Consider the following 21,039-nt stretch of genomic DNA (forward strand, 5'->3'; position numbering starts at 1 on the left):
CTCAGCCGTGAGCTCGGTGAAATTGTAGTCTCGGTGAAGATGCCGAGTACCCGCCACGGGACGGAAAGACCCCGTGCACCTTTACTATAGCTTGCCATTGACGCTGGCTAACACATGTGTAGGATAGGTGGGAGACTGTGAACCGGAGGCGCCAGCTTTCGGGGAGTCAACGTTGAAATACCACCCTTGTGTTAGCCGGTGCCTAATCTGGAAACGGAAACAGTGGCTGGTGGGTAGTTTGACTGGGGTGGTCGCCTCCAAAAGAGTATCGGAGGCTTTCAAAGGTCCGCTCAGTACGCTTGGTAACCGTACGTAGAGCGCAATAGCAGAAGCGGGCTTGACTGTGAGGCCTACAAGCCGAGCAGGGTCGAAAGACGGATATAGTGATCCGGTGGTTCCGCATGGAAGGGCCATCGCTCAAAGGATAAAAGGTACGCCGGGGATAACAGGCTGATCTCCCCCAAGAGCTCATATCGACGGGGAGGTTTGGCACCTCGATGTCGGCTCGTCACGTCCTGGGGCTGGAGAAGGTCCCAAGGGTTCGGCTGTTCGCCGATTAAAGTGGCACGCGAGCTGGGTTCAGAACGTCGTGAGACAGTTCGGTCCCTATCTGTGGTGGGCGTTGGAGATTTGACAGGACCTGTCCTTAGTACGAGAGGACCGGGATGGACCAGCCGCTCGTGCACCGGTTGTGGCGCCAGCTGCAGCGCCGGGTAGCGACGCTGGGATGAGATAAGCGCTGAAAGCATCTAAGTGCGAAACTCACCTGAAGATGAGATCTCCCAATATAAGGGCCGTCAGAGACGATGACGTTGATAGGCTACAGGTGTAGAGCTAGAAATAGCACAGCCGAGTAGTACTAAGCACCCGAACGCTTCTAGACCACACCTGGTACTTTTCTTTTTCCGGCTCGTTGCCGCATGTCAATGGTTTTAGGAGCTGCTCGGAACACGAGTAGTCCCCGCCAGCAATGGTGGCTTTAGCCCGGGTGTTCACCTCTTCCCATTCCGAACAGAGTCGTTAAGCCCCGGTGCGCCTATGGTACTGCCTTCACCGGTGGGAGAGTCGGTCGCCGCCAACCTTTGCTTTTTGCCCCGCGTGTGCCGCGGGTGCTTCGCTGCCTGCCTGCGCGAAGCACCCGCGGCACACGCGTTTTATAGCCTAGCCTCAGCCTTGGCTCCCAGATCCACGAGTTGTAACGCGGAGCCATACTTGAGTATTGAACGATTCAGGAAGCTGTTCCCGATGCTACATCGAGAACAGCTTTTTATATTGTAAAGGGTGAAGCAAAGCCACTTTAAGTAAGCCAGTTAGCTATTTTGCTAAACTAGACTTATCAAACTCAACGATAACCTAGCTTGTCAATCTGTCGCTACACTTAGTAGGAATTACTTACCTCTTCTACTATGGCGACAAACAAGCTGCGCGGCAATGATTTGCGCAAAATAGGGTACCCTGAAGGCAAGGCTACCAACTTAGCCTTGTATATTCTAGAAGATCGGCAGTTGAAAAAGCTAGATAAAGGCAGCGCACTAGCTTTACTCCAAAAGATCAAAGAAGCCCCTTACTCCTATTTACGTGACTCATTGTGGCGTGACTTAGCGCAGGAGTTTGTGCCTGATCCTAGCCGAAACGTTAGTTTGAATCCTGAAGTCAAGGATTATCGTCGCTATGGGGACGCTTTTATTGAGGATGGAGCTCGTAAGCAAATGGACACAGCGATGCAGCTGCCAGTCACGTTAGATGGTGCGCTTATGCCCGATGCACATCAAGGCTACGGCTTGCCCATCGGAGGTGTCTTGGCCGTTGATAATGCTGTAATCCCCTATGGGGTAGGTATGGATATAGGCTGTCGGATGGCTTTATCTGTCTTCGACCTGCCACGTAACTACTTGGAGCAGCACACACAAGAGCTAAAGAAACTCTTACATAATCACACGCGCTTCGGGAGTAAAGAGACATTCAAGAACCCAGTAGATGATCCGATCTTGACACGACCGGAGTTCAAGGAGATTGGAGTGGTGCGGAGCAAGCGAGAGGCGGCTATCAATCAACTTGGTTCATCGGGTTCAGGCAACCACTTCGTAGAATGGGGAGTAGTTGACATTACTACCGAAAAAAACGACCTGGATTTACCCGTCGGCCAATACCTAGGACTGCTCTCGCATAGTGGTTCGCGTGGGCTCGGCGCAGCCATTGCGCAGCATTATACCAAAGTTGCCATAAGCAAGTGTCCACTTCCACAGGAAGCACGCTACCTAGCTTGGTTGGGTTTAGATACACAAGAAGGTCAAGAGTACTGGCGGGCGATGAACTTAGCAGGCGATTATGCTTCGGCTTGCCACCACGATATTCATCGGCGACTAAGCAATGTGCTTGGTGAGAAGCCGCTTGTGAAGGTGGAAAACCATCACAATTTTGCTTGGCGAGAAACACTAGCGGACGGACGAGAAGCCATAGTCCATCGGAAGGGTGCTACGCCAGCTGGAAAGGGCGTGCTAGGTATCATTCCAGGTTCGATGACTGCGCCTGGCTTCATTGTTCGCGGTCGTGGCGAGCAGGGCTCTATTCAGTCGGCTTCACACGGCGCAGGCAGAAGAATGTCACGTACGCAAGCCAAGCAAAGCACAACAGAAGGCGAGTTACGCCGCTACTTACGCGACCAGGGAGTAGAGCTGATTGGGGGTGGGCTAGATGAAGCACCTATGGCTTACAAAGACATTCACCAAGTAATGGCGCACCAGCGTGATTTGGTGGATGTGCTTGGTTCGTTCACTCCGCGTATTGTGCGGATGGACGCGGGTGGGGCGGGCAAAAGCAAATACGGGGGCGAATAGTCTCTATTATACCTACGTTCATTGTCTGAAGGTGCCAGTAAAGAGGTTGTTACGCATCCTTGCGCCTACTCCTGCTGCTAAGTTGGAGTCGATGCCAAATAATGATAGGAAACATCACCATAGCCGGTTCAGCAAAATAGCGCCAGCGGAAACCCACGAAAAAGACCAAACTCAGCAGCCAGACCACTACTAATGGCAACAGTAGTAGTAGATCTTGACGGTAGAAGCGCAATCCACTGTAGTGCACGCTAGTCAATACAATTGCTAATAAGAAAGCTAGGTGCACGACAGCTGTGACGGGATGGTAAGCGGTAGGTCCTGCGTCAGAAATGAAGTTTTCGGGAGAAAAAAAGAGCGCCGTCTTTCGAAACCAGAGCTGCACCTCATCCCCTAGATGTGTGCGTATCCAATACCCAGCTAAACGAGCTCGTGCCTTGCCCTCTTGGTACTGATCGAGACTGTCAATATTTGGCTGGTGAGCGTGCACAAATTGACTTAGCGGTGCTTTTGGTTCATCCCAGTCGTACATAAAGCGGCCTTCGGTAACAGAGTTGTGGCCTTGTAGCAATTCAAATCCAGCTTGGTTGCTAAGCACGTAGGCACCAAAGAGCTGGTGATTCTTCTGCAAAATGGGCCAATGCGACACACTTACCAACACCAAGGTCAGCAGGCTTAACTGCCAGACAGCGCGGTACGACCTAGCTTTTACTTGCAAGCTCAAGAACAGCCACGCGGCGAATAGCAGCCCATATATAGCCAGCAAATAGCCACGGAGTAAACACGAGATTGTTACTGATCCGACTATTATCAAGGCATCTACTAGGCGTAGAGGACGACCGCTATAGAGACGCAGCAGCTTGTACACTACCAAGATAAGCAGCGGTACCGTAAGGTTTTCATACCAGAAGTAGGCACCTATGTAGTATACTACTGACGGATATACGGCCCATAAACCGGCTCCGCCCCACGAACCTATTGGCCCGACGCCGTAATAGGCTAGGGTACGCTGCACATATAGGATGCCTAGCATGTAAGTAGCTAGCGTAAGCGCAAAAACAAGCAGGGTGAAGCGGTGCTTGGGCAATCCGGCCTTTTGCCAAGCAATGTAGACGAATACGGGAAAGCTCGCGTGAAAAGCATCGGGGCGGAACTGCTGCCAGGTGGCATCATACTGTACATAGCCACGGCCTGCAAGGTAGTTGTCGGCAATGCGGCCGTTCCGACGCTCATCGTAATTCCATTCCAGCCCAGGATTCAGATGAATGAGCAGCACGAGCTTGAGGACGACCAGCACTAATGCCACTGGCCACACAAAGCGAGGAATTGATTTAATCACGTAGCTGAAATAGTGTTTTCGAGCGAAAGTAGCACTGCTAAGGTAGAGCAGATGGTTATAGCTTTCATCGGGAGTTTTGGTAAATGGCGATTGTTGCAGGATACTTGTCGAATGATACCTAGGTCTCAATGGCGCCGCTGGGTAGTAGGCGCATTCTTTGGAATACTTACGCTGCTAGGCGTGCTGCTACACCGCGACTATGGCGTGCCGTGGGATGAGCAACTTGACCGGCTTAACGGCATCATCAATGCCAAATATGTAGCATTGCACGTAGTTCCTGACCTAGCTCGGCACGAGGAGAACTTTGCTAACATACCAGAGATGAGCGAGAATCAGGATGCTGATCATGGCGTACTTTTTCAACTGCCGCTGGTGGTGTTGGAGCGCGTGGCACGCGTTAATGATTCGCGCGACATTTACTTTTTCCGCCATTTGATGATTTTCTTCAGCTTCGTGGTGGGCGTGTACGCCTTCTACCGCTTAGCTAGGCAACGCTTCGGCAGTTGGCGTATGGGCTTGCTGGGCGCCACAGCCCTTGTCTTATCGCCGCGCTTCTTTGCCGAGGCATTCTACAACTATAAGGACCTAGTATTTGTCACCTTTTTCACTATTGGCATTTATGCTCTAGTGCTATTTCTGCGGCGCCCGACTTGGCAACGAGCACTATTACACGCCCTTGCCACAGGGGCTGCAATTGACGTGCGCACAATGGCGGTGCTGTTACCTGCATTTACATTGGTGTTCGGTGCCCTAGAGCTGGGTGTTCGTCCCGCAAGACGAGGCCAGTTTGCGACGGGGCTAGGTATTTACTTGCTGGTGGTGCCCATTGTAGTAGTTATTGGGTGGCCTTACTTGTGGGAGCACCCAGTAGATCACTTTGTTGCCGCTTTTCGAAGCTTCAGCCGCTACCATCCCTCTGATTTGCTGCTCGTGTACCTGGGAAAAGAAATCTTAGCGCGTGAGCTACCCTGGCACTACGTACCCGTTTGGTTACTTATCACAACTCCCCTCTCCTACTCGTTGCTAGCTTTTGTAGGCATGGGAGCAGTGCTGCGTGCGGCCTTGCAACGGCCCTGGCAATGGCTACGCCAAACAACCAATCGCCAGGATTTGCTTTTTGGAGCGTGGTTTGGCGGCCCGTTGCTGGCTATTATTTGGTTTCAGTCAGTTATCTACGACGGCTGGCGTCACTTGTATTTCATTTATCCGGCTTTTCTCTTGTTTGCACTGCGCGGGATCAGAGCTATATGGCCTAATCGCAAACAGTTGTTTACAATGCCCCTGCGTTGGTGGAAAGCAGGCCTAGCTACCTTATTACTGCTTGGCGTAGTGCATACAATTGTGCGCATGGTGCGTGATCATCCGTACCAGAACGTCTACTTCAGCTGTCTACCTGGCGCGGTTGCTGAACGGTTATTTGAACGTGATTACTGGGGCTTATCAGGTTGGCAGGGCATGCGTTGGATTCTGGCGCACGATCCTAACCCACAGGTCACCGTGAGCACCGATCCTCGTGCAACGATTATGCTGCACAACAGCCGCTTACTTCTTCCCCCTGCCGAACGCGCCAGGGTTATAATGACCTCGCCGATACAGGCACATTATTTCTTGACTGTATACCGCTGGCACCCTCTCCCCTATCCAACAAGCTACGGCCGCGAAGTATATCGTATTCGGGTAAGTGGCAATAAAATACTCTCTGTATTCAAGCGCCCGTGAAGGTTAGCTTTAGTTAAAAGGCATTCTTCCTTCACACAGTGCAAGAGATGTAGAAGCATTTCTTGAACACACCTAGCATGCTCAATTTCTCAGTGTTTGCTCAGCTTACCACAATTCGCCCTAGAGGTCGTTGGGGTGTTCGGCTATTCTTCGTATTGCTTGTACTTATAGGCATACTGCTACACCGCGACTATGGTATGTCGTGGGATGAGGAAAACAACCATTTGAATGGGTTGGTTGGCCTTAAGTACTTGGCTCAAGTAGTAGCACCCGAGTTTGCCAAACGCCAAGCACTGGCTCACCCTTGGGTACCAGAGCTACGACAGTTTCCAGACAGTGACCATGGAGCACTATTTGAGATGGTGGTAGCCTTGCTAGGCTATTGTCTAACGAATGGAGACTCACAGGAAATATATCATCTGCGGCATCTGTGTGTATTTCTCACTTTCGCCTTCGGTGTATGGGCATTATACCGGATAGGGCAGATACGTTTTCAAGATTGGCGCTGGGCACTGCTTACAGCAGCTATGCTTGTACTATCGCCCCGGTTTTTTGCTGAAGCCTTTTACAACGGCAAAGACATTGTGTACATGGCCTTATTCACGGTGTCTATGTATGCCCTACTTCGGTTTGCACATCGTCTTACTCTACCAAGCGCTGTACTTCATGGATTAGCCACAGCAGCTGTTGTTGATATTCGCGTGCAAGGAATTCAAATAGTCTTGTTTACTGTGTTGATGGTACTTCTTATCAGTACGCGTCAAAAACTATCCAAATTGCTTGTCTTGCGCTTGACCATAAGTTACTTAATGGCTACTAGCGTCTTCGTTTTTCTTGGCTGGCCTTACTTATGGGCTACCCCGTTAGATGAGCTCCTAAATGCTATACCTCGGAGCAGCCATTATCCTTGGCCATTTTCAAACCTGTACTGGGGTGAATTCTTATCTGTCAAGCAGTTGCCTTGGCACTACGTTCCCATCTGGATTCTCATTACAACCCCTTTGCCGTATGTAGTGGGTGCCATAGTAGGTTCTTGTGCGGCGCTTCGTACTATATGGCGCACCAAGCAGCGCCCGTGGCATTTTCATTTAGACCTACTCATAACCCTTTGGCTATTTGTGCCTATTGGAACTGTTATCCTACTCCATGTCGCTATTTACGAAGGCTGGCGCCATTTATACTATCTCTATCCAGCCTTGTTATTGATGGCGACTTGTGGCTTTCAAGTCCTTTTTCGTGTTGGGCTAAGTAAGTCGCCTACGCGTTATTTTGTAGCCTTGCTCCTAGTTTGCGCACTAGTAGAAACAGGTCGTACAGCTATCCGGATGGTGCAAATGCATCCGAATCAGCAAGTGTACTTCAGCTTTTTACCAGCTCGAACAGCGGAGCGCCTCTTTGAGCGTGACTATTGGGGGCTTTCGTACCGGCAGGGCCTAGAGTGGATTTTAGCTCATGATACGGCTCAACAGGTAAATGTCAGCGTGGTTTGGCCTACTCCGCTCTACAACAATTCCCTAATCCTCTCCCCTGCCCAACGGGCACGCTTGCGCTACGTGCCACGAACGGCGCCGGGTTGCCACTATTTCCTCACGGCGTACCGCTGGCATCCACAATCCTACCTCGACAGCCTAGGTCCGGAAGTGCACACCATCCGGGCTGGGCAACTGAAAGTATTATCGATATTCAATTGCCAAAACACGCACTACTATCAGCAGACCAAATAGCTATAATTAGCCGTTGGCACTTTAACCTATTTGTACTATCATCATCTGCTGCTACTTGGTAGTTTATAACGTCGCTCTGTGCTAAGCCCTGTTTCTCGCAACCGTTCTCTTATTGTTCTTGGTTTTTTTGGCTTGTTGATATTCTTGGGGCTAGCATTATTTCGTGACTATGGCGTGTCGTGGGATGAGCAAGTGGAGCACTATTACGGTGTTGTTAGCATAAAATACATAGCAAAACACCTGCATCCAGCAGCCGTTCAGACAGGTCATGAAGCACCCGACTTGGCGACTTTTCCGGATCGGGACCATGGACCGGCCTTCGAAATTACCGTCCCGATTATCAGCCGGCTACTAACCTCTGATAGTCCACGCGCTTATTTGCTCACGCGGCATTTATTGATTTTTAGTCTCTCTGTGCTTGGCACCTGGGCCTTATACCGCCTCGGCCGTGCCCAGTTTCAGGATTGGCGCTTGGGTCTGCTAGGTGCCACTGCCCTGGTTATATCGCCACGCTTTTTTGCGGAAAGCTTTTACAACGGCAAAGACATTGTTTTCCTAGCGCTTTTTACGGCAGCTATCTACGTCCTTACCCTGCTCCTGCTCCGCCCTACCGTAACGCGCGCGTTATTGCTCGGATTGCTTACCGGCCTAGCTATCGATGTGCGCATCCTAGGGTTGATACTTGTTGCGCTCACGCTTGGCATGCTCGTGCTCGAGGCCGTATTTCGACCGCGAACTGAGGTACAGAGGCGTCGATGGCTTAGCATAGGTGTGCTTTATCTGGCAATGGCAGCGATGTGCACCGTTAGTGGCTGGCCTTATCTGTGGGCTGCTCCGCTATCCAACTTTCTGGATGCTTTTCAGCGCCTGAGCCGCTATCCGTGGCTCATGAGCAACTTCTACTTGGGCGAGTTCGTGCCCAGCGACCAACTCCCGTGGCATTATTCGTTGGTTTGGATTCTGATTACGACGCCTGTGCCCTACACTGCTGCTTGCCTAGTAGGCCTTGTTGCGTGGACACGAACCCTGCTCCGCGCAGGTATTGCCGGCTTAGCGACGCGACAGAACCGCCTCGATTTGCTGTTTGCGGGGTGGTTGCTGGGGCCTATTTTACTGGTTATCGTGCTGAAATCCGTGCTCTATGACGGTTGGCGCCATTTGTACTTTGTATACCCCGCACTGCTCTTGTTTGGTTTGCGAGGCGTACAAGCCCTGTACCGGGCTAGCCGACGCCAGCGCACTTGGCGCCGCGTGATTGTGGCCGCGGCCGTGTTAGCTACGTTGGAAGTAGGGCATACCGTGGTACGGATGATCCTGATGCACCCGTACCAGCAAGTGTACTTTAGCTTTTTGCCTGCCCGCGTGGCTGAGCAATACTTTGAGCGTGACTATTGGGGCCTTGCTTACCGTCAGGGCTTAGAGTGGATTCTGACCCAAGAAGCGGCTCCCCATATTTCAGTCAGTGCTCCTAATCCCGAGCTTATCGACAATAATACACTCATGATGAGCCCGGAGCAGCGCCAACGTATTCTTCATATGCCGCGGCAGGATGATCAGTACCAGTATTTTATGACTAATTACCGCTGGCATCCGCAAACATACCGAGATAGTGTGGGCCAAGAAGTGTATTCGATTACAGCTGACGGTATCAAAATTTTATCCGTTTTCAAGAGGCGCTAATTTGCCGCCACAAGCTAGGTTGACACCTTTACAGTACCTATACCTAGCCTTTATCTATTCCGCCTATTCTAGTGCGTACCAATTTTACTCGTTCCTCTTCGTGGTTGGTAGGCCTGTTCTTCGGAGCCCTCCTGCTAGTTGGTGTGCTCGTTTACCGGGATTATGGCGTTTCAACGGATGAGGTAGTGCATCATCTGAATGGGATGGTAAACGTGAAGTACATTGGGCAGCGCCTGGCACCCGAGCTAGCCCGAAGGCAAGCGTCCTACGCTACCATCCCCGATCTGAAAGGCTACGTCGATAACGACCACGGCGTGATCTTCGAAGCACCAGTGGCCATGCTAAGCCTGTTGCTCACGCACCACGATTCGCGTGGCTATTATTTTATGCGCCATTTGCTTGTCTTTCTGACATTTGCAAGTGGCACGTGGGCATTATTCCAGCTAGGGCAGCTCCGTTTTCAGAGTTGGCGCTGGGGGTTGCTCGCTCCCTTTATGCTGGTGCTGTCGCCGCGCTTCTTTGCCGAGGCTTTCTACAACGGAATGGACATTGTGTTCATGGCGGCTTTCACCATGGCGATGTACACACTTGTGCGTTTGCTGCACCGACCTAGCTTCGGGCGCATTTTGCTGCATAGCTTGGCTTCAGCCGTTGCGATTGACGTGCGTATCGTGGGTCTATTAACAGTCGGATTGACGATTGGCTTTCTTGGGCTTAGTCTTGTGCAGCCCAGAATTGCAACGTACCGAAGGCCTGCTTATGCTCGCGCTACGTTGCTTTACATCGCTTTCACGCTGCTTTTTGTGGTCATTGGCTGGCCATACTTGTGGGAAGACCCAGTCGGCAACTTTGCTGCCGCACTCACCCGCATGAGCCGCTTCCCCTGGCTGGGATATAACTTCTACTTCGGTCACTATCTGCGGGGCTACGAAGTACCCTGGCATTACATCCCCGTCTGGATTGTCATTACCACGCCCGTACCTTACACCGTGGCAGGCATTATTGGGTTGTTCTCGTGTGGCCTAGCTTTTTTTCGCCGGAAAAGTAACTCCTTTGACTTACTGCTGATCGGCTGGCTGCTGGCTCCCTTGGCGCTCATTATCACGCTGCATTCTGCTGTCTACAACGGCTGGCGCCATCTTTATTTTATCTACCCAGCACTTCTTCTATTGGCGGTGCATGGTATTCGGGCGCTCCGCGACCTAGGGCTGCGCAGTCCGGCTTGGCGCACAGTAGTTCTACTAGTTGGCTTGGTAGCGGCCCTAGAAGTGGTACACACCGCTGTGCGTATGGTACGAATGCATCCACAACAGCAAGTGTATTTCAGCTTTTTACCTGCCTCTGTAGCAGAAGCCTGGTTCGACCGTGACTATTGGGGCCTCTCGTACCGGGCAGGATTGGAATGGATTTTGGCGCATGATGTGGCCCCACAGATCGTTGTTTCTTCGCCCCGAGCTGACTTGGTTTACAACAATTCGCTGCTGCTACCAGCGGCCCAACGGCAACGGCTGCGCATCGTTTATCCAGACCAAGAACCCATTAACTACCTGCTCACGCACTACGCTGCGCAAGTGCCAGCTAGTAGCCTAGGTCATACAGTTCACAAAGTCTATGCGGGCGATTTGCTTGTTCTGACGATTTTTCGTCCCTAATCCAACGTTATTCTCAGCTTGCGGCAATCCTTTACTAAAGTGCTTTGTTTAGAAGAGCCGTATTTTGCGCCTATTCTCTTCCCCTAGCCGCCGCCCAATGCCGTTGCTTGAAGTTACCGATTCTCGACGTGTACGTCAGTTTCTCGATTTACCTGCCCGTCTCTATCAAGATCATCCACAATGGATTTCACCCCTTGATGGAGAAATCGAAGCCGTATTCGACCCCAAACAGAATGTGAACTTTGCGCATGGTGAAGCCATTCGCTGGGTTCTCACGGACGAACAAGGGGAGGTTGTGGGCCGGGTTGCGGCCTTCATCAATCATGCTACGCCTCAGACGGACCCTAGCTTGCCTGTGGGTGGCATGGGGTTCTTCGAATGTATTGACGACCAAGCCGCTGCCAACCAGCTTTTTGACGCCTGCCGCGCTTGGCTCGCGGAGCGCGGCATGGCAGCCGTCGATGGTCCTATCAACTTCGGGGAGCGGGACCGTTTCTGGGGGTTGTTGGTAGCAGGCTTCACCGAGCCCAACTACGGCATGTTCTATCATGCGCCTTATTACCAGCAACTTTTTGAGCAGTACGGCTTTCAGGTGTACTTCAAACAATACACCTGCCATCGGAGCGTGGCGGCGCCATTGCACCCTAGCTTTGAGCGGGCCGCCGAGCGGTTTGCGCAAGATCCTAGCTATCGGTTTGCGCACTCCGTTGGCCGCAGCGCCGAGCAGATGACGTATGATTTCCACCGCGTCTATAACCTAGCCTGGGCGAACCACTCGGGCGTGAGTGCCATGTCACTGGAGAAGGCACGCAAGCTGGTACAGCAAATGAAGCCAGTGCTCGACCCGCGAATACTCTGGTTTGCGTACCACAACGACGAGCCCGTGGCTTTTTTTGTGAGCTTGCCCGAGCTTAATCAGATTTTCAAGCACGTGGGACCTAGGCTCAACTTGCTGGGTAAGCTGCGCTTTTTGTGGGAGCAGTGGAAATTTCAGCGGCAGCAGCCAAAGAAAATGTTCGGAGTGATCTTCGGCGTGGTTCCTGACTATCAAGGACAAGGCGTTGAATCGGCCATGCTCGTTCATGCGCAGCAGGAGTTCATGCGAGCCGGCTATACCGACATTGAGATGAACTGGATTGGGGACTTCAACCCTCGAATGCTCGTTCTTATTCGCTCCATCGGGGCACGCATTTACAAGACCCACGTTACCTACCGCAAGCTATTCGATGAAAATCGTCCTTTCGAGCGGTGCCCCGTTATTCGATAAGCTAGCAGAGTAGTGTGCTCTGTGTTCAGGCTGGAAGAATGTAGCTCTACGCTACCACTTCGGCGTGCAACGCTACTACTTGGGGGATAAGTAGATGCTCATCGTCGTTGTAGATAATATAATCTGCACGGCTCAGCTTTTCCTCCTCGCTCATCTGCTTCCCCACGATAGCAAGTATGTCGTCGGCGGTACGGTGCGGGTCACGATGTAACACACGTGCCTGTCGGATGGCGAGCGGTGCGAACACCGTAATAATGCGGTCGAGCTGACGGTACGCGCCTGACTCATAGAGCAGTGCTGCTTCTTTCAGCACATACGCATGGCCAGCCTGCTGCTGCTCGTCGGCCCACTGCTCAAAGTCGCGCCCTACATGTGGATGCACCAACCGGTTGAGCCGCGCTAGCTGCGCTGGATCAGCGAAGGCGGTGCGAGCTAGGTACGTGCGATTAAGCTGCCCGGCGGCATCGAATGTTTCAGTGCCGAAGGCAGCTATCAGTTCAGCGCGCAGTGCTACGTCGTGGGCCATTACCCACTTCGCCCGAAAATCGGAATCGTATACGGGCACCCCAAGCACGCGAAATAACCGACAAACCACGCTCTTACCCGAGCCTATACCGCCAGTGATGCCAATGCGCCTCATGGCCGTTGCACTCTAGAGACCCGAACTGTATGCGTCAAGGAGCTTACCCCGCGTGTGAAAGCGGGTACCTGCGACACGATGGGCTGCAAGCGCATGTGAGGTCCTTTGAAAGGATGATATTGTAGCAAGACATGCAATTGACCAACGTCTAAGAGGGCCGTATCTTCCGGGAAACACTGTATTTGCACCTGCACCATCTGCGGCGTCAGTACAAACTGGCTGTCCGCCGGAAAGCCCTGTAACGCAGGCGCTATGGCTACTACCTTCGTGATTAGAGGGCGAGGTTGCAGCCGCACGCGCACGGCTTCCACATTTGTGCGTACCAGCGCTGGCCCGCCAATCGGTACACTGATGTCACCGTTGCTGCTGCCCGCTGGTGCTTGGGGCAGATGCACAGGATAAGGATTGCTCAACCGATTCACCATGCTAGCAGGCCCTTCGAATACGACACTGGCAGGCTGGAAACGTGCCGCATATGGCAGGGCCGAACCGTTGGCGGCGGGGCTGAGCGCGAGCGGAATTTCCCGGCGCACACGCCGGTCAAACTCCACCCACAGGGTGTCTGTCAGCATGTAGTTGAATTGCAAACCTTCCATAGAAGCTTGCAAGACAGGCCGTAATGTAGAACCAGTAACGAAGCGCGTTGCCGGCAGGCGGCGTAAACGTACCTCGGCAGGCTTTACATCAATCATGAGGTTTTTGCGCAGGAGCTTCCATCCGCGCCCCGTCACGTTCACCGCTACTTCGGTAGGGAGCGGGCTGAGCGGCACGTAGCGCTTGGTATCATACTGCCACACTACCGGATAGGTAATACGGGTGGTGTACGTCTTATTGAGCGCATTAAGCAGCCAAAACGTAGAGGCTGCCAGAAAACAAGCCGTTACCGCTCGCCAATAGCTGCCTTCCTGCCCCGAAAATGGGCGGGTAAACCAGCGCAGCAGACGAACAGTACGGACAAGCGACACACCAGCAAAAGATTAGGAAGTAGCGGTAGCAGGCGTTTTAGTACCAAACTCGCGGGCAATTGCCGAGCGGTCGAATTTCAAACGCACGCCTTTGTCTACTTCGACGATAACAGCATCATCACTCAAATCGACCACTTTGCCATGGAGCCCGCCAATAGTTACGACAGAAGCGCCCTTAGCTAACGACTCCCGAAATTTTTTGGCATCACTTGCACGGCGCTGTTGGGGCCGAATCATAAAGAAGTATACGACCAAGGCAATGGCTACTGGAAAGATCAGTTGCGTGATGCCTTCACCCGATACTTGTAGAAGAAGAGTAAGAAACATAGGAGTGGTTGAGTGACTGAATAGTAAAAGAACAAGTGAGTAACCGAGTAAGAGGTTAAATAATCGTACTCAGTTACTCACTTGCCCCGTTCCTACCGTGCTGCTGCTTCGGCGATGTTGGCGCGAATAGCTATTTGGGTGATAGAAGGTTGGGTGTTAGCCCGAATGCTAACCTGCTTGTTTTGCAAGCCTGATTTACCATGGCTGTCAAACTGCACTTCGATTGTTCCCTGTGCGCCGGGAGCAATCGGGTCCTTCGTCCAGTTAGGCGTAGTGCAACCGCAAGAAGCCGTAGCGTTTTCGATCAGCAGAGGCGATTTACCAGAGTTGGTGAAATTGAAGGTGTGCTTTACCACGTCGCCGGGTTTGATATCCCCGAAGTTGTACTCGGTTTCCGCGAAGGTCATCACCGGCGCATTTGGATTAGGCGCTTCGGTTTCGCTGGCTACGTTGGGGTTATCGACAACGGGGTTAGCCGTAGCATCACCTGCAGCCGTAGCGGCAGCGTTCATACCCTCCGTGCCTACTTCGGCCGGCTTGTCGCGGTTGCAAGCACCTAGCAATAATGCACTGGAGAGCAGAAAAGCAGAAAATAAATTGCGTTTCATAAAGCAAGAGTGTCAGGAGATTACTGACTGACAGAGTAAAGTTACAGTTAAAAAGCTAGCTCCCCTTCTTTTTGAAAAGACGGAGATGAGTAGGTCTGTAGTAGCAAGGCCAGCAGCAAAAGCTAGCCCTCTTACACAGGCAAAATCATTGTAGTCTCTGCAAAAAGAAGGGGAGCTAGCTTCTATTGGTTCAGCGTTACGCCAGATTATCAATAATATATTGGGCAAACTCGCTGGTAGTTGCCTTACCACCTAGGTCGCCGGTGCACTTATCCTTTTGCTGCAGCGTAGCGTTCAGCGCCTGCTCGATGCGGTCAGCATACGCGCCTTCTCCGATGTGGTGTAGCATCATCAGGCCGGAGCGCAGCATCGCCGTAGGATTAGCTTTGCCTTGGCCTGCAATATCAGGAGCCGAGCCATGTACGGCTTCGAAGATGGCGGTTGTGTCGCCAATGTTCGCGCCCGACACTACACCTAGGCCGCCAACGAGGCCCGCGCAAAGGTCAGACAAGATGTCGCCAAACAGATTGGTCGTCACGATAACATCGAACTGCTCGGGTTTATTCACGAGCTGCATGCACATGTTATCAATGATCTTGTCTTCGAAGATAATATCCGGGAACTCCCGCGATGCTTCCCGGCAAGCATTGATCATCATGGAGCCAGCTAGCTTTAGGATGTTGGCTTTGTGGGCCAAAGTCACCTTTTTGCGGCCATGCTTGGCTGCGTAAGCAAAAGCTGCGTGGCAGATTTTGCGGCAGCCTTCTAGCGTGATGCGCGAAATAGAATCGGCAATACCTAGACGCTCATCATACACCTCAAGCCCTGAGTACAAGCCCTCGGTGTTCTCCCGGAACAGCACCAAGTCGATACCCGAATAACGGCTGGCAATACCCTCTGTGGTAATAGCCGGCCGTACGTTCTGGTAGAGGTCAAACTTCTGGCGCAGCGTGATATTGATGCTGCGGAAGCCTTTACCGACGGGAGTGGTCAAGGGGCCTTTCAGGCCAACTTTGTTGCGCTCCAAGGAATCAAGTAGCGCCTGCGGAAGCAGTTCTCCCGATTGGTCGAATGTCGTTTGACCAGCGTTCAGTTCTTCCCACTGCACAGGCACTTGCGCAGCGGCAAAAATATCCTTAACCGCCTGTGTGATTTCGGGACCGATGCCGTCGCCAGGGATGAGCGTGATAGTATGCATGAGCTTCAAGTAAAAAAGTGACGGAGTGGCGGAGCGAGGAAGTGAAGTAGCGAGCGGCTGCTCGTTGGCCTAGGTTTCACTTCGTCGCGCCGTCGCTCAGTCACTTAATAAATTTATAACGTCCGACGGGAGTTAATCTGGTTGATGAGTTGGTCGACGTCGCCGAGCAACTGCTCCGCTTTGTCTTTGGCTTCGCGAATAACCTTCTGACCTTCCGACTTGGCCGACATAGGGCCAGCGTCTACGCGACTAGTCACGAGGCTTTCGGTAAGGTCGGCCAGTACTTCGCGGTAACGCTCTAGCTGATAGCTCAGCCAGCTGCGGGTTTCACGGCCTTTTTCGGGGGCGTACAGAATGCCAAGGGCAGCTCCGGTAAGAGCGCCGCCAGCAAAGCATAGAATGCCGGTAGTGGTTTTGCTACCCATTTTTTCAGAAGTGAATATTGAAAGGAAGAGAGTACAAAGAAGGAGAATTTTAGTGGGTACCGTAGCAAGTACGTACGTAGAATCTGGAAAGCAGATGAAGCGGAACCATTAACTCGACTACCCAGCTCGACAGTAGTAGCTACTACCTAGCTTTTCAGCTAGTGCTTACTGATTGTCCAGCAAGCCCCGACCCGACTTACGAATAGCACCGCTGGCAGTCAGATCCTGCGCTAGCTTATCCAGAATACCGTTCACGAACTGCTTGCTCTTCGGCGTGCTGTAGAGTTTACTGATTTCGATGTATTCGTTGATGGTAACCTTCACCGGGATACCACGGAACAGGTGCATCTCGCATAGCGCCATCTTCAGGATGATCTTGTCGATGAGGGCTACCCGCTCTACGTCCCAGTTCTGAACCGATTCGGCAATGAGCTTTTCGTACTTGGCGTCGTCGGCCAGTGTTTGCTTGTAGAGGCTTTCGGCAAACTCTTTATCATCTTGCCAATTAGCCGACAATGACATCAGCTCTAGGTTCTCATCCGCCGCTTGGTCGAGCATTTTCAGCGTCTTGATAACCAAGTTCTTAACCACCGACCGATTTTCCTCCCAGTTCAGGTCATCGTTTTCCAGCTGCGCTGGCAGAATTTCGCCCTTGAAGATGAAGTTCTTGTACAAGTTCTTCAGCATTTCCTGGTCCTCGGCGTAGCGGGCGGCTTCGTCGGAGCTAGGTGGCGTAGCGAGGTAGCTCTGGAATTCGGGGTCCGGCTTTATTTCCGTGCGCCATGCTTTGCGCAGCGCATCCATCTCCTCCTCGCTATGCCAGCGCAGGGAGCGGCGGATGGTGAGGTCTTGCAGCTGCTTGTTGCTGATGAGCTTCTGCAGAGCTAGGTTCTCCTCAAGGCGCGTGGTATCCAGCGGCGCTTCTTTGGAGGGTGTGAAGCGGCGCGACTCCCGATTCTTCTCTTCCTCAATCACCTGAAGCAAGGCTTCGGGCAGATTAAGCAAGTGAATGTATTGATCATGAATACTTTCGGCCGCCGTTACCATTTGCCCGCCGAAGAAAGTTGCGTCCTTCGCCACTTGCTTCTGGTAGTACTTGATGGCGTCGGCCACGGCATCGTTCACGTCTGAGTCGTCCAGCGGCTCAGGCTCCTCGCCGGTTTTGTGCCACTCCTTGAAGATAACTTCGGCCATCTTCCGCTGCCCTTGCAGCAGCTTGCGGTCTTGTGGTTCGGGTGAATTTAGATCGGGCGCGAAAGCCTCCGCAATGCGGTCATTAGCCAGCGAATAATCAGACCCGACAGCCTGATGGTAGGCGTACAAGGACTGCATGACCTTAATGCGAAGCGTGCGACGGTTGAGCATATTCTGATTGTTGAATGGCTACCTGATTAAATGGTTAAATGGTTGATTGCTCCAGACAATTGGCGAACGACCAACCATTTAACCATTTAGCCATTCGACCATTTAGTACGTTGATTTTACCTTACCAAGGGAAGCAATGCGCTCCTTGGCCTGCCGGATGGCAGCTGCTTGGGGGTGACTTCCCTCCTGCTCCGCTTTATCAAGCACTTGCCGGGTGAAGTCGTAAATTTTTTCGGTTTGTGTTAGGGCGCTTTGGCGGTTAGAGCCAATTACTTCGGAATATACATTGATCAGGCCGCCAGCGTTGATCAAAAAATCGGGGGCGTACACAATGCCGCGTTCCACCAGGGCCGGGCCGTGCACGTTCTCGTCTTCGAGCTGGTTGTTCGCGCTACCCGCAATCACCTGGCATTTCAGACGGCCAATCGTGTTATCATTGATGGTAGCACCTAGGGCACAAGGCGAGTAGATATCTACATCTTGATCGTAGATGTCGTCTAGGCCAACCATTTTCGCGCCGAAGCGGTTCGCCGCATCCAGCGCCCGATCTTCGTAATAGTCGGTGAGTACCACTTGAGCGCCTTCTTTGGTGAGGTGTTCTAGCAGGTACAGGCCTACGTGGCCTACGCCTTGCAATGCCACGCGCTTGCCGGCTAGGTTATCCGAGCCGTACGCTTTCTTCACGGCCGCCTTCATGCCCATGTACACGCCATAAGCCGTGACTGGAGACGGGTCACCGGAGCCACCGCTGCTTTCGGGCAGACCAGCCACGTGGCGCGTTTCCATCCGAATGTATTCCATGTCCTTGGTGGTCATGTTTACATCTTCGGCCGTGATGTACTTGCCGTTCAGGTTCTTTACGAAGCGACCAAACTTGCGCAACAGCGCCTCCGTCTTTTGGGTACGTGCGTCGCCGATGATGACGGCTTTGCCGCCCCCTAGGTTCAGGCCCGAAATAGCCGCCTTGTACGTCATGCCACGCGAGAGACGTAGCACATCGTGCAGGGCTTCCGTTTCGGAAGCGTAGTGCCACATGCGCGTACCGCCAAGTGCAGGCCCTAGCACGGTGTTGTGAATGCCAATGATAGCACGGAGCCCCGTTTCGTGGTCGTGGCAAAATACCACTTGCTCGTGCTGGTGCTCAGCGATTTGACCAAAGACCGACGTATCGGTCGCTTCTTGAATTTCAACCATGGGTGGAAAGTTGAAAGGGTGGGAAATGGGTGGGAGGATGGGTGAGGGCAATACGGTACGCGGTTGTTGTATCTTTGCAGACAACACTCCTATTGTACGTAGCTTGAAGCAACTTTGGTGGAACCGTAGCGAACGGCAATCGTTCATAAATACGCGACTCGCAGGAGTGTACAACCCGTTAAACCGAGTGCAAAAGTAACCCGATTTTTCCTGATTCCTTCCCTATACGACCAACCAAGGGCTAGTTCTCGCTGTTACCTCCAGCCTGTTGTTGTCTCGCTTTAAGTCTCTCCTTGTGCGCGCTCTTCCCTCTACCAATAAGTATCTTCTGCGCTACAAATGGCACTTCCTCGGCGGAGTGTTATTCGTGGCCTTATCAACGTTGCTAGCCATTTTCCCGGCCCAAATCGTGCGCTACGCCTTCGATTTGGTGGGGGAAGGCATCGATTTGTATCACCTCTACGCCGGCACCCAGGCACAAAGTGGGGTCTATCAGCTGTTCGGCCGCAACGTGCTTCTCTACGGTTTGCTTATCGTGTTGATGGCACTGTTGCGGGGAGTTTTCCTGTTCTTCATGCGTCAGACGCTCATCGTGATGTCGCGCTTGATCGAGAACGATCAGAAGAACGAAATCTTCCAGCACTATCAGTCCTTGCCGCTCAGCTTTTATCGGCGCCATAATACTGGCGACTTGATGTCACGCATTTCCGAGGATGTGGGCCGCGTGCGGATGTACATCGGGCCGGCCATTATGTACTTCTTGCAGCTCGTGATTTTGTTCGTGCTCATCGTGCCGCTTATGCTGATGGTGAACGTGAAGCTGACAATTTACACGCTGCTACCTCTGCCGATCTTGTCGGTGAGCATCTTCTACGTCAATAACCTGATTGAGCGTAAGTCCGACGAAATTCAACGCTCTCTAGCCGACATGACCACGTTCGTGCAGGAAGCGTTTTCGGGCATTCGGGTTTTGAAATCCTTCGTGCGCGAGGAAGATTCGCACCAGAGCTTTGTGCGAGCCAGCGACAACTACAAGGAAAAATCACTGAGCCTGAACTTCGTTAACTCGCTGTTCTTCCCCCTGATTATGTTTTTGGTTGGTATCAGCACCATCGTTACGGTTTGGATCGGCGGTCAAGAAGTTATCCGTGGCACCATCACGACGGGTAGTATTGCTGAGTTTCTGATTTACGTGAACCTGCTTACCTGGCCCGTCACCGCCCTAGGTTGGACCAGCAGCTTGGTACAACGTGCAGAGGCCTCACAAGCGCGTATCAACGAGTTCCTGGATCAGAAGACCGACATTGTTTCACGTCAAGATATCCGGCAGGAAATCAAAGGAGACATTGTTTTTGACCACGTCTCTTTCACGTACCCCGACACCGGGATTCAGGCACTGAAAGATGTGTCTTTCCGTATTCGTCCCGGCCAAACCCTAGCTGTTATTGGTAATACCGGCTCAGGCAAGAGCACTATTGCGGCCTTACTCTGCCGCCTCTACGACGTGACGGCGGGCAATATCAGGATAGACGGCGTAGATGTGCGCGACTTCAGCCTCGACTCATTGCGAGCGCAAATCGGCTACGTACCACAGGACGTATTCCTGTTCTCCGACAGCATCCGTAACAACATCAACTTCGGTCTCGACCAACCAAGTGAGGAGAAGATGCAACAGGCGGCTAAAGACGCCAATGTGTATGAGAATATCATTCTCTTCCCTGAGGGCTTCGATACAAAGCTAGGAGAGCGAGGCATTACCCTTTCCGGTGGGCAGAAGCAGCGCGTGAGCATTGCCCGAGCGCTAGTGAAAGAGCCCAAAATCCTGATCCTAGATGATTCACTTTCGGCTGTTGACACGAACACCGAAAATGCCATTCTGAATAGCCTTCAGCGTATTATGGCCAACCGTACCAGCCTGATTATCTCGCACCGGGTATCGTCGGTAAAGCTTGCCGATGAGATATTAGTGATTGATGATGGCGTCATTGTGCAGCATGGCCCGCATGAGGTGCTGATGCGGCAGGAAAACGGCTTATACCGTGCCCTGTACGAGCGTCAGTTGCAAAGCGAAGATGCCGCCTAGTTTCAGCTTAACGTTATTG

Annotated in this window: 16 protein-coding genes and 2 rRNA genes (1 of these 18 cut by a window edge); 9 read left to right on the plus strand and 9 right to left on the minus strand. The window is 52.4% G+C overall.

The genetic code is table 11. The features are described 5' to 3' along the window. The 3 genes from SD425_RS25625 to SD425_RS25635 form a co-directional block, all read left to right on the plus strand. Positions 1 to 883: ribosomal RNA gene (locus tag SD425_RS25625) — 23S ribosomal RNA — on the plus strand; it begins 2,025 nt to the left of the window's first position. Between the two features lie 86 nt (positions 884 to 969). Continuing rightward, a 5S ribosomal RNA gene (rrf, locus tag SD425_RS25630) occupies positions 970 to 1,081 on the plus strand. Between the two features lie 325 nt (positions 1,082 to 1,406). Then, positions 1,407 to 2,837, plus strand: coding sequence for an RtcB family protein (locus tag SD425_RS25635; RefSeq protein ID WP_324673703.1), 1,431 nt, complete (start codon positions 1,407 to 1,409; stop codon positions 2,835 to 2,837). 49 nt (positions 2,838 to 2,886) lie between these two features. On the opposite strand, the gene SD425_RS25640 is transcribed toward SD425_RS25635, so the two are convergent. Beyond that, entirely contained in the window at positions 2,887 to 4,173 is a 1,287-nt protein-coding gene (locus SD425_RS25640) for a hypothetical protein (RefSeq protein ID WP_324673705.1), read from the minus strand. A gap of 111 nt (positions 4,174 to 4,284) precedes the next feature. On the opposite strand from SD425_RS25640, the gene SD425_RS25645 reads away from it, so the two are divergent. From SD425_RS25645 to SD425_RS25665, 5 genes are all read left to right on the plus strand, one after another. Then, on the plus strand, positions 4,285 to 5,892 hold the full coding sequence (locus SD425_RS25645) for a glycosyltransferase family 39 protein (protein ID WP_324673707.1): 1,608 nt from the start codon (positions 4,285 to 4,287) through the stop codon (positions 5,890 to 5,892). 1,334 nt (positions 5,893 to 7,226) lie between these two features. Then, complete coding sequence (locus SD425_RS25650) at positions 7,227 to 7,616, plus strand: hypothetical protein (RefSeq protein ID WP_324673709.1); 390 nt, start codon at positions 7,227 to 7,229, stop codon at positions 7,614 to 7,616. 132 nt (positions 7,617 to 7,748) lie between these two features. Beyond that, positions 7,749 to 9,296, plus strand: coding sequence for a glycosyltransferase family 39 protein (locus tag SD425_RS25655; protein WP_324673711.1), 1,548 nt, complete (start codon positions 7,749 to 7,751; stop codon positions 9,294 to 9,296). 71 nt (positions 9,297 to 9,367) lie between these two features. After that, a complete protein-coding gene (locus tag SD425_RS25660; RefSeq protein WP_324673713.1) occupies positions 9,368 to 10,948 on the plus strand; it encodes a hypothetical protein in 1,581 nt (526 codons plus the stop codon). 97 nt (positions 10,949 to 11,045) lie between these two features. After that, a complete protein-coding gene (locus SD425_RS25665) occupies positions 11,046 to 12,215 on the plus strand; it encodes a hypothetical protein (RefSeq protein ID WP_324673716.1) in 1,170 nt (389 codons plus the stop codon). Positions 12,216 to 12,261: 46 nt separating this feature from the next. Here SD425_RS25665 and coaE read toward each other — a convergent pair whose 3' ends face one another. The 8 genes from coaE to SD425_RS25705 form a co-directional block, all read right to left on the minus strand. Continuing rightward, positions 12,262 to 12,855 carry a dephospho-CoA kinase gene (coaE, locus tag SD425_RS25670; RefSeq protein ID WP_324673718.1) on the minus strand — a complete coding sequence of 198 codons (594 nt, stop codon included), beginning with the start codon at positions 12,853 to 12,855 and terminating at the stop codon, positions 12,262 to 12,264. Next, entirely contained in the window at positions 12,852 to 13,820 is a 969-nt protein-coding gene (locus SD425_RS25675) for a hypothetical protein (RefSeq protein ID WP_324673720.1), read from the minus strand. The genes coaE and SD425_RS25675 overlap by 4 nt, the downstream gene beginning before the upstream one ends. 12 nt (positions 13,821 to 13,832) lie before the next feature. Then, entirely contained in the window at positions 13,833 to 14,147 is a 315-nt protein-coding gene (gene yajC / locus SD425_RS25680) for a preprotein translocase subunit YajC (RefSeq protein ID WP_324673722.1), read from the minus strand. A 92-nt stretch (positions 14,148 to 14,239) separates the two neighbouring features. Beyond that, entirely contained in the window at positions 14,240 to 14,755 is a 516-nt protein-coding gene (locus SD425_RS25685; protein WP_324673724.1) for a DUF1573 domain-containing protein, read from the minus strand. A 196-nt stretch (positions 14,756 to 14,951) separates the two neighbouring features. Further along, on the minus strand, positions 14,952 to 15,953 hold the full coding sequence (locus SD425_RS25690) for an isocitrate/isopropylmalate dehydrogenase family protein (protein WP_324673726.1): 1,002 nt from the start codon (positions 15,951 to 15,953) through the stop codon (positions 14,952 to 14,954). Positions 15,954 to 16,066: 113 nt separating this feature from the next. Continuing rightward, positions 16,067 to 16,378 carry a YtxH domain-containing protein gene (locus SD425_RS25695; RefSeq protein WP_324673728.1) on the minus strand — a complete coding sequence of 104 codons (312 nt, stop codon included), beginning with the start codon at positions 16,376 to 16,378 and terminating at the stop codon, positions 16,067 to 16,069. A gap of 165 nt (positions 16,379 to 16,543) precedes the next feature. Beyond that, complete coding sequence (gene nusB / locus SD425_RS25700; RefSeq protein WP_324673730.1) at positions 16,544 to 17,743, minus strand: transcription antitermination factor NusB; 1,200 nt, start codon at positions 17,741 to 17,743, stop codon at positions 16,544 to 16,546. Between the two features lie 102 nt (positions 17,744 to 17,845). Beyond that, positions 17,846 to 18,937, minus strand: a complete 1,092-nt coding sequence (locus SD425_RS25705; RefSeq protein ID WP_324673733.1) for a Glu/Leu/Phe/Val dehydrogenase dimerization domain-containing protein — start codon at positions 18,935 to 18,937, stop codon at positions 17,846 to 17,848. 295 nt (positions 18,938 to 19,232) lie between these two features. Between SD425_RS25705 and SD425_RS25710 the strand changes: the two genes are divergently transcribed. Beyond that, positions 19,233 to 21,020, plus strand: coding sequence for an ABC transporter ATP-binding protein (locus tag SD425_RS25710; RefSeq protein WP_324673736.1), 1,788 nt, complete (start codon positions 19,233 to 19,235; stop codon positions 21,018 to 21,020). Positions 21,021 to 21,039: the final 19 nt, after the last annotated feature.

Origin of the sequence: Hymenobacter sp. GOD-10R, assembly GCF_035609205.1 — a bacterium.
Taxonomy (GTDB): domain Bacteria; phylum Bacteroidota; class Bacteroidia; order Cytophagales; family Hymenobacteraceae; genus Hymenobacter.